We start from the raw sequence: 9,856 nt of genomic DNA on the forward strand, positions 1-9,856 counted from the left end.
ACCGGAAACGCCCGAGGGCGGCACCCTCCGCTCACGCGGGGGGTGCCGCCCTCGGTCGGTACGACGGGACGGACCGATCCTCGGAAGGATCAGAAGTCCATGTCACCGCCCGGCATGCCGCCCGGGGCCGCGGCGGCGGCCTTCTCCGGCTTGTCGGCGATGACGGCCTCGGTGGTGAGGAACAGCGCCGCGATGGACGCCGCGTTCTGCAGCGCGGAGCGGGTGACCTTGGCCGGGTCGATGATGCCCTCGGCCAGCAGGTCGACGTACTCGCCGGTCGCCGCGTTCAGGCCGTGGCCCGGGGTCAGGCCGCGGACCTTCTCGACCACGACGCCGCCCTCGAGGCCGGCGTTGACCGCGATCTGCTTCAGCGGGGCCTCCAGGGCCAGCTTGACGGCGGCCGCACCGGTCGCCTCGTCGCCCTCGAGCTCCAGCTTCTCGAACACCGAGGCGGCCTGCAGCAGGGCCACGCCACCACCGGCGACGATGCCCTCCTCGACGGCGGCCTTGGCGTTGCGCACCGCGTCCTCGATGCGGTGCTTGCGCTCCTTGAGCTCCACCTCGGTGGCCGCGCCGGCCTTGATGACGGCGACGCCGCCGGCCAGCTTGGCGAGGCGCTCCTGGAGCTTCTCGCGGTCGTAGTCCGAGTCCGAGTTCTCGATCTCGGCGCGGATCTGGTTGACGCGGCCCTGGACCTGCTCGCTGTCACCGGCACCGTCGACGATGGTGGTCTCGTCCTTGGTGATGACCACCTTGCGGGCGCGGCCCAGCAGGTCGAGGGTGGCGTTCTCCAGCTTGAGGCCGACCTCCTCGGAGATGACCTGGCCGCCGGTGAGGATGGCGATGTCGTTCAGCATGGCCTTGCGACGGTCGCCGAAGCCCGGGGCCTTGACGGCGACGGACTTGAAGGTGCCACGGATCTTGTTGACGACCAGCGTGGACAGCGCCTCGCCCTCGACGTCCTCGGCGATGATCAGCAGCGGCTTGCCGGACTGCATGACCTTCTCCAGCAGCGGCAGCAGGTCCTTCACGCTGCCGACCTTGGAGTTGACGATGAGGATGTAGGGGTCCTCGAGCTCCGCCTCCATGCGCTCCATGTCGGTGGCGAAGTAGGCCGAGATGTAGCCCTTGTCGAAGCGCATGCCCTCGGTGAGCTCCAGCTCAAGCCCGAAGGTCTGCGACTCCTCGACGGTGATGACGCCTTCCTTGCCGACCTTGTCCATGGCCTCGGCGATCAGCTCGCCGATCTGGGTGTCGCCGGCGGAGATGGAGGCGGTGGAGGCGATCTGCTCCTTGGTCTCGACCTCCTTGGCCTGGTTGAGCAGGGCCTCGGAGACCTTCTCGACCGCGGCCTCGATGCCGCGCTTCAGCGCCATCGGGTTGGCGCCGGCGGCCACGTTGCGCAGGCCCTCGCGGACCAGCGCCTGGGCCAGCACGGTGGCGGTGGTGGTGCCGTCGCCCGCGACGTCGTCGGTCTTCTTCGCGACCTCCTTGACGAGCTCCGCGCCGATCTTCTCGTAGGAGTCCTCGAGCTCGATCTCCTTGGCGATGGAGACACCGTCGTTGGTGATGGTGGGGGCGCCCCACTTCTTCTCAAGGACGACGTTGCGACCCTTGGGGCCGAGCGTGACCTTGACGGCGTCAGCGAGCTGGTTCATCCCGCGCTCGAGGCCGCGTCGGGCCTCCTCGTTGAACGCGATGATCTTGGCCATTGAAGGGGTCCTCCCAGGTACCGGGGTGGATTACTCCGGACCGCGCTGGCGCCCGCGACGGACGGTCCACCGACGGGCGGTTCCTTGCCCCACCTGCCGAGCGGACCTCACCGAACCGGTCCTTGCTGTCACTCTCACCCGGAGAGTGCTAACGCCATGATTAGCACTCTCCCCCCGAGAGTGCAAGCGCTCCGGGGGGCGCGAACGCTCCGAGGGCCCGCGCCCGTGGTGCGGGCGCGGGCCCTCGGAGGTGAGGCCGCGGTTAGACGGTCGGCGATTCAGGCGGTCACCCGGACCATGTCGGCCTGTGGCCCCTTCTGACCCTGAGAGATCTCGAACTCGACCCGCTGTCCCTCTTCCAGGGTGCGGTAGCCGTCCATCTGAATCGCGCTGTAGTGGACGAACACGTCCGCACCACCGTCTACCGCGATGAAGCCGTAGCCCTTCTCCGCGTTGAACCACTTGACGGTGCCCTGAGCCATTCCTAACTCCCCATTTTGCTGGCCCTTTCACGAGACCGCACTTCGCGGGCCCGGGTCAGACCTCTCAGACCCAACCCCCGGGCGGTGTGGGGGTGTGCGCCGGAACGCGTCGACCGCCGCTGAATGTATCTGGACGGACGCCCAGTGCAACAGGCCATTCGAGAGAGAATTCTTGGCACGGCAGAACGGGCAAATGCCATATATTAGCTGAAAGTTGAATCAATCACCATGGCCTTATCGCCCCAACCCGACAATTCGTACGTCGATTTTCGGCACAATATTTGCGCCAGCTGTCGCGAATTCATATGCGGCTGGCATCGGCCGGGGGCGACCCGGGGCTCACTCTATCGCCACCGGGACGGCCGACCGCCCCGAGCCGGACGGGCTCGGGGCGGTCGTGGAGCGCGTGTGGAGCTGGGGATTCGCGGCGGTAAAGGCCACTTACCGGACAAACGGAGGCTCAGCCTCCGGCGACGGCCGGGATGATCGACACGCCCGCGCCGTCCGGCGTCGGGGTCAGCAGCCCTTCCGTGAAGCGCACGTCGTCGTCGTTCACATAAACGTTGACGAACCGACGCAACCGGCCTTCGTCGTCCAGCACCCGGGCGGCTATCCCCTGGTGGTTCCGGTCGAGGTCGGCCAGCACCTCGGCCAGCGTCTGCCCGTCGGCCGTCACCTCGGACCGGCCGCCGGTGTACGTGCGCAGGATGGTGGGGATTCGGACGGTCACGCTCATTCCAGGCCAGCCTCTCGGAAGGAGTCCAGGGTGGGACGGATGGTCGCGGTCGGGCCGGTGTCGGCGGCGACCGCGTCCAGGGTCTTGAGACCGTCGCCGGTGTTCACGACGACGGTGGTCAGCGAGGGGTCGAGGGTGCCCTCGGCCAGCAGCTTCCGCGCCACGCCGAGCGTCACGCCGCCCGCCGTCTCGGTGAAGATCCCCTCGGTCCTGGCCAGCAGCTTGATCGCCGAGACGATCTCCTCGTCCGTGACGTCGGCGACCGCGCCGCCCGTGCGGCGCGCGATGTCCAGCACGTAGGGGCCGTCCGCCGGGTTGCCGATGGCCAGCGACTTGGCGATGGTGTTCGGCTTGACCGGCCTTACCACGTCGTGGCCGGCGCGGAAGGCCTGGGAGACCGGCGAGCAGCCCTCGGCCTGGGCACCGAAGATCCGGTACGGCTTCTCCTCGACCAGGCCGGTGGCGATCAGCTCCTTGAGACCCTTGTCGATCTTGGTGAGCTGGGAGCCCGAGGCGATCGGGATGACCAGCTGGTCGGGCAGCTGCCAGCCGAGCTGCTCGCAGATCTCGAAGGCCAGCGTCTTGGAGCCCTCCGCGTAGTAGGGGCGGAGGTTGACGTTGACGAAGCCCCAGCCCTCGCCGAGCGGGTCGCCGATGAGCTCGCTGCAGAAGCGGTTGACGTCGTCGTAGCTGCCCTCGATGGCCACCACCTGGCCGCCGTAGACGGCCGCCATGACCACCTTGCCCTGCTCCAGGTCGTGCGGGATGAAGACGCAGGAGCGCAGGCCGGCGCGGGCCGCGGCGGCGCCGACCGCGCCGGCCAGGTTGCCGGTGGAGGAGCACGACAGGGTGGTGAAACCAAAGGCGCGCGCCGCCTCAAGCGCCTGTGCGACCACTCGGTCCTTGAAGGAGTGGGTCGGGTTTCCCGAGTCGTCCTTGACGTAGAGCGGGCCGGTCACGCCGAGTTCGGCGGCCAGCCGGTCGGCCTTCACCAGCGGGGTGAAGCCGGGGTTCAGATTGGGCTTGCTGGCGACGTCCGCCGGCACGGGGAGCAGCGGCGCGTAGCGCCAGATGCTCTTGGGGCCGGCCTCGATGCGCCGGCGAAGGCCCTCGGGGTCGCCGCTCGGCAGGTCGTACGCGATCTCGAGCGGCCCGAAACAGGAGGCACAGGCGAAGATCGGGCTGAGCGGGAAGCGCTCGCCGCACTCCCGACAGGAGAGCGCCGCGGCGGGGCCGAGATCGACGGCTGCGGTGGGTGACGAGTCGGCTGTGGTCAGCACGGACATGGCTATGGAGGCCCTTCTCCTCATCTTCCCCGGGGCGACTCTCGCCTCAGGCCGGAATTGGCACCTTCCCCACCGGGAGCCTCGCCCGGGGCGCGGTCGTCACCGACCGTCACTCCGCGTCACGAGAACCGGCGGAAGGGTTGCCGGGGCTTCAACGGGCCGTTCCCTCTGCCCCTCTGGATGAGCTCTATGTGGTTGTCGGCGCGGCCCCCGATATGCGGAGGACACCTGCGCTGTTCGAGACTGTAACCGACGCCCCCCAGAATGGCCCGGGCCGTCCGATACGCGAGACACGAGGAGACACGGGAGACAGTGGGCGATCCGGGAGACAGCCGTGCACTGACGCGGGCCTGAGGCCGTCCGCGGCGACCGGGAGAAGTCGGGCCGGAAGCGGCCCCACCGAGAAACATGGTCTCGGTGGATTCGGGTACGCCGGTATAGGGCAGATACGGCCAAACGATGCAATGGTGGCCAAACGAGATCTAATACGGCCGAACGCGAACAGGAGCGACATTCGTGCTGGAAGAGGCAGAGGAGTGGCTGAGCCGCCGGTCCTGGACCGCCGCTGACCGCCCGCTGCCGCGGCTGTTGAACGCGAAGCGGGCAGCAGGGGCGGCAGGGAGCATCAGCGTGGTACTCCCCGCGCTGAACGAGGAGGCGACCGTCGGTGCCATCGTGGAAGCGCTCCGGCGCGACCTGATGGAGCGCGTGCCGCTCATCGATGAACTGCTGGTGGTGGACTCCGGCTCCACCGACCGCACCTCGGAGGCCGCAGCCGCGGCGGGCGCGAAGGTAGTGCACCGCGATGAGATCCTGCCGCGGATGCCGACCGCCCCGGGCAAGGGCGAGGTGCTGTGGCGCTCGCTGATGGCGGCGAGCGGCGAGATCATCTGTTTCGTCGACGCCGACCTGCGGGAGTTCGACTCCACCTTCGTCTCGGGCATAGTCGGGCCCCTGCTCACCGACCCCGACGTGCAGCTGGTCAAGGCCATGTACGACCGGCCGCTCGGCGACAAGCCGGCCGGCGCCCACCAGGGCGGCCGGGTCACCGAGCTGGTCGCCCGACCGCTGCTCAACCTGCACTGGCCCCAGCTGGCCGGCGTGGTCCAGCCGCTGGGCGGCGAGTACGCGGCGCGCCGCTCGCTCCTCGAGCGGCTGCCGTTCCCCGTCGGCTACGGCGTGGAGCTCGGCCTGCTGATCGACACGCTGAACACGGCGGGCCTGGACGCGCTGGCCCAGGTCGACGTGGGGGTGCGCAAGCACCGCCACCAGGACGGGCAGGCGCTCGGCCGGATGGCGGCGGCGATCATGCGGACCGCCCAGTGCCGGCTGCCGGGGTCCGTGCTGCCGATGCGGCTCGACATGACCCAGTTCGACCGCGGCGAGGAGGGCGGCTTCCTGCCCCGCACCCACCTGATCAACGCGGAGGAGCGGCCGCCGATGTCCACCATCCCCGAGTACGCGGCGCGCCAGGCGGCGTAGCCCTGGGAGCCAGGTCGCCGGTGTCACGCGGTGTCCCCCGCCCCCGCCGGGGCGGGGGACACCGCGCCCCGCGGGGAGGGTGGGCGTGACGTGTCGCATGTTTCGCCCGCCCCGCGCCTGGCTAGCCTCGGAAGTGCACTCCTCGCCCCGACACCTCGACCTCCCCAGGGAGTTTCGATGACCACCGAAGTTCTGGTCGCGTCCAACCGCGGCCCGGTCAGCTACTCGGTGGGGGCCGACGGCTCCCTCACCGCGCGGCGCGGTGGCGGCGGGGTCGTGTCGGGGCTGATGGCGCTCGGCCCCCGCGCCGGCACCTGGGTCTGCGCGGCGCTCGGCGACGGCGACCGGGCCGCCGTCGACCGCTTCGGCGCCACGCTGTCGGCCGCCGACACGGACGGCCAGTCGGTCCGGATGCTGCGGATCCCGCCCGCCACCTACGACGCCGCCTACAACGGGGTGGCCAACTCGGTGCTGTGGTTCGTCCACCACCTGCTCTACCAGACGCCGCTCGAGCCCGTCTTCGACGAGGCGTTCGAGGAGCGCTGGGCCGGCTACGAGGCGTACAACGCGGCCTTCGCGGAGGCACTCGCCGAGGAGGCGGGCGAGGGCGCCGCCGTGCTGGTGCAGGACTACCACCTGTCCCTGGTGCCGCGCATGCTGCGCGAGCGCCGCCCCGACCTGCGGATCGGCTTCTTCGCGCACACCCCGTGGGCGCCGCCCGAGCTGTTCCGGGTGCTGCCCGACCCGATCGCCCGCCAGGTGCTGCTCGGCGTCCTGGGCGCCGACCGGGCCGCGTTCCACACCCGCCGCTGGGCGGACGCGTTCGCCGCCTGCTGCGCCGACCAGCTGGGCGTCGGCCTCTCCGGCGACGTGGTGGCGCACGAGGGCGGCACCACCAGGCTCGGGGTGCACGCGCTCGGCGCCGACGCGGAGTTCCTGCGGGAGCGGGCGTTCCGCCCCGACGTGGACGAGCGGCTCGCCGCGCTGCGCGCCGAGATCGGCGACCGGCGCACCATCGTGCGGGTCGACCGCACCGAGCTGTCGAAGAACATCGTGCGCGGGCTGCTGGCCTACCGGCGGCTGCTGACCGACCGGCCCGAGTGGCACGGGCGGGTCACGCACGTCGCGTTCGCCTACCCGTCCCGGCAGGACCTGGCGGTCTACCGCGAGTACACGGCCGAGGTGTCGCGGGTCGCCGAGGCGATCAACGTGGAGTTCGGCACGGCCGACTGGTCCCCGGTGCTGCTGCACGTCAAGGACGACTTCGCGCGCTCGCTCGCCGCCTACCGGCTGGCCGACGTGGCGCTGGTCAACCCCGTCAGGGACGGGATGAACCTGGTGGCCAAGGAGGTCCCGGTGATCTCCGAGGAGGGCGTGGCCCTGGTGCTGTCCCGCGAGGCCGGCGCCGCGGCCGAGCTCGGCGAGGACGCGCTGCTGGTCAACCCGTACGACATCGCGGGCACCGCGCAGGCCCTGCACCGGGCGCTGACCATGCCGCCCGACGAGCGGGCCAGGCGCAGCGAGCGCCTGGCCGCGGCGGCCACGGCACTGCCCCCCACCGACTGGTTCCTCGACCAGCTCTCCGCGCTTCAGGGCTGACGGCCCGGGGGCCGGCCGCCGCCGGGCTCGGCCGGCGGCACGGGACGCGGTGGCTTCGGCAGCGGCTCGGGCGGCGGCGTCGGCTCGTCCGGGCCTGGCGGCATGGGCGGCTCTGGCCCCGGCCGCGGCAGCGGCCCCGGTTCGGGCGGCGGCTTGGGCGGCGGCGGGACGGGTTCACGGTCGTGGTGCGTCACCCGCCCCGAGTGCCCCCCACCGCGCGGAACTAACCGCAGACCGCGCGATCGATCATGGCGACCGTGGCCTCCGCCTGCTCCAGGAAACGCTCCTGGTCGCCGAGCCGGGTGGTGAACACGGCGGCGGCGGCCGACACCTCGCCGTCGGGCGTGACGGCGGCCTCGGACGAGGTGCCGAACGAGGTGCCGCCGTGGTACCAGACCCCGCCGTCGCAGCCCTCGGCCGGCCGCCAGGCTATGCCGAGCCCGTATCCCGCGCCTGGCGAGCCGAAGTCGGCCGGCACGGTGGTGCGCATCTGCGCCAACTGCTCGGCCGGCAGCAGCGTGCCGTCCATCAGGGCCCGCAGGAAGGTGTTCATGTCGCTCGTGGTGGAGACGATGCCGCCGTCGGCGCCGCCGCCCACGGAGAGCGTGGTGTCGGTGAGCTCCTCCTGGCCGGGGAACTGCAGATAGCCGGTGGCGGTGGGCTGCGGCACGTAGGAGGAGCTCCGCATGGTCATGGTGTGGCGCAGGTCGAGCGGCTCGATGATCCGCTCGTGCGCCTCCTGCTCCCAGGGGTGCCCGGTGGCCCGCTCGATGATCATGCCGGCCAGCACGTAGTTGGTGTTGGAGTACGCCCACCGCGTCTCGGCGCCGGGATCCCGCGCGTCCGGCAGCCAACCGGGGGCGCGCGTCATCGCCAACGCGACCTGCTCCTCCGGCGTCTGCGCCGTGAATCGTTGCGCGAGATAGTTCTCGGGCGTCAACTGGGCCGGGTCGGCGAAGAGGATGTCCGTGTAGTTGGCCAACCCGCTGGTGTGCTGCAGCAGGTTACGGAGCGTGATCCGACGTCCGTCGTTGCCGTTGCCCGTGACGACGCCGGGCAGCCACTCCTCGACGGTGTCGTCGAGGCTCAACGTGCCCTCGGCGACCAGCTGGAGGGCGACCACGGCCACGAAGGTCTTGGTGTCGCTGCCGATCCGGTAGTACGCGTCGAACGGCACGCTGCCGCCCTCCTCCAGGTCGGCGACGCCCGACCTGGCCTCCCGGTCCCGGCCGGCCGCGTCCCGCGCCTGGACCACCAGACCGCTGGCTCCCGTGTCGCGCACCGCGTCGGCGTCCCGCTGCAACTGGCCGCGGCCCGCGCCGCCCACGGACTCCCCCGGCACGGCCTGCGCCCAGGCCCCCGGGCCCAGCACGCTGGCCGCGCCGATCGCCCCGATCCCCGCCACGGCCAGGGCCGCCCTGGCCCACGCCCCGTGTCCGAACCGCCTGTTGCTCCCGCCGACCCCGCTGTTCCTCTTCATGGCTCACACGCTACGGAGCGTCAGCGCCGGGCACGATCCAGCCAGCACGTGTCCTGGAGGTAGTGCTAGCCCCCCATCGCGTCGGCCAGTTCGCCGAGGAACGCGGCGAGGCCGGCCGGTCCCGGCACGGTCAGATCGGTCGCCTCGGCCAACCGCGGCACCTCGGCGCTCCCGCTGCACACCCGCAGCCCGGGCACGTCCGACGCCCGCAGCGTGGCGACCGCTTCGAAGGCCGCCAGGTCACCCAGGTCGTCGCCCGCGTACAGCACGGCGCCGGCGTTCTTCTCCCGGACCAGCGCGGTCAGCGCCGCGCCCTTGTCCATCCCCGGCGGCCGCAGTTCGAGCACCTGCCGCCCCGGCTCGACGACGAGGCCCCGGGAGGCCGCGACCCGGTCCATCGGCTCGCGCAGGGCGGCGAACGCGCCGTCCGGGTCCGGGGCCCGACGGGTGTGCAGCGCCAGCGCGTTGCCCTTGTCCTCCAGGTGCGCGCCGGTTCGGCGGGCCCAGGCGTGGACCTCGAGACGGGCCGCCGCGATCCCGGGGTGCGGCGGCGGCACGCTGAGCTCGCCGGTCGCCGCCTCCCAGCGTTCGGCGCCGTAGGCGCCGAGGACCACGAGCCCGGCCAGCTCCGGGTGCGCCTCGAAGCCGCCGAGCCGCACGGCGACCTCGGCCGGTCGCCCGGTGACGATCGCCACCGCCGCCACCCGGCCGGCCAGCCGCGCCAGCGCCGGCACGGCGTCCGGGTGCGCCCTGGCCAGCGCCGGGTCCTCGACGATCGGCGCCAGCGTCCCGTCGAAGTCGAACGCCAACAACGCCCGCGCCGGCGCCCCGACGATCGCCCTCAGGCCGGCCCGGCCCTCATCCGTCCGCGGTTCGGGAAGGTTGCCCATGCGGCGACCATACCGGGCGGACGTGGCCGTCCTGCTCGCCCTCCCACGCCGCCTGCCGCCCACCGCCCCTCCGGTGCGACGGCCCTGCCGAGCGCGCCCGGCTGGCCGCTGGCGCGGTTCCGCGCCCCGTCCGGGCGAAGCCCGCCCGCGGCGCGGAACCGCGCCAGCGGAAAAGGGGCGGGTGGGCGG

Annotated in this window: 8 protein-coding genes and 1 riboswitch; of the genes, 2 read left to right on the plus strand and 6 right to left on the minus strand. The window is 72.0% G+C overall.

Translation table 11 applies throughout. The features are described 5' to 3' along the window. Positions 1-89: 89 nt before the first annotated feature. The 4 genes from groL to thrC form a co-directional block, all read right to left on the minus strand. Positions 90-1,712 carry a chaperonin GroEL gene (groL, locus tag RNC47_RS35020; RefSeq protein WP_311604793.1) on the minus strand — a complete coding sequence of 541 codons (1,623 nt, stop codon included), beginning with the start codon at positions 1,710-1,712 and terminating at the stop codon, positions 90-92. Between the two features lie 278 nt (positions 1,713-1,990). After that, a complete protein-coding gene (locus RNC47_RS35025) occupies positions 1,991-2,194 on the minus strand; it encodes a cold-shock protein (RefSeq protein WP_004986573.1) in 204 nt (67 codons plus the stop codon). A 460-nt stretch (positions 2,195-2,654) separates the two neighbouring features. Then, a complete protein-coding gene (locus tag RNC47_RS35030) occupies positions 2,655-2,930 on the minus strand; it encodes a MoaD/ThiS family protein (protein ID WP_311604802.1) in 276 nt (91 codons plus the stop codon). After that, the gene (thrC, locus tag RNC47_RS35035) at positions 2,927-4,216 is read right to left on the minus strand and encodes a threonine synthase (RefSeq protein ID WP_311604804.1); all 1,290 of its coding nucleotides are present in this window, start codon (positions 4,214-4,216) and stop codon (positions 2,927-2,929) included. The genes RNC47_RS35030 and thrC overlap by 4 nt, the downstream gene beginning before the upstream one ends. Before the next feature lie 17 nt (positions 4,217-4,233). Further along, positions 4,234-4,403: riboswitch (SAM riboswitch) on the minus strand. A 329-nt stretch (positions 4,404-4,732) separates the two neighbouring features. On the opposite strand from thrC, the gene RNC47_RS35040 reads away from it, so the two are divergent. Next, the gene (locus tag RNC47_RS35040) at positions 4,733-5,698 is read left to right on the plus strand and encodes a glucosyl-3-phosphoglycerate synthase (protein WP_311604806.1); all 966 of its coding nucleotides are present in this window, start codon (positions 4,733-4,735) and stop codon (positions 5,696-5,698) included. A gap of 177 nt (positions 5,699-5,875) precedes the next feature. Then, the gene (locus RNC47_RS35045; protein ID WP_311604807.1) at positions 5,876-7,297 is read left to right on the plus strand and encodes an alpha,alpha-trehalose-phosphate synthase (UDP-forming); all 1,422 of its coding nucleotides are present in this window, start codon (positions 5,876-5,878) and stop codon (positions 7,295-7,297) included. Positions 7,298-7,520: 223 nt separating this feature from the next. On the opposite strand, the gene RNC47_RS35050 is transcribed toward RNC47_RS35045, so the two are convergent. Beyond that, positions 7,521-8,777, minus strand: coding sequence for a serine hydrolase domain-containing protein (locus tag RNC47_RS35050; protein ID WP_311604809.1), 1,257 nt, complete (start codon positions 8,775-8,777; stop codon positions 7,521-7,523). A gap of 65 nt (positions 8,778-8,842) precedes the next feature. Continuing rightward, positions 8,843-9,667: a trehalose-phosphatase gene (otsB, locus tag RNC47_RS35055; RefSeq protein ID WP_311604810.1), complete on the minus strand. Its 825-nt coding sequence runs from the start codon at positions 9,665-9,667 to the stop codon at positions 8,843-8,845. Positions 9,668-9,856: the final 189 nt, after the last annotated feature.

Source organism: Streptomyces millisiae (assembly GCF_031845425.1).
In the GTDB taxonomy this organism is placed as follows: Bacteria; Actinomycetota; Actinomycetes; order Streptomycetales; family Streptomycetaceae; genus Streptomyces; species Streptomyces millisiae.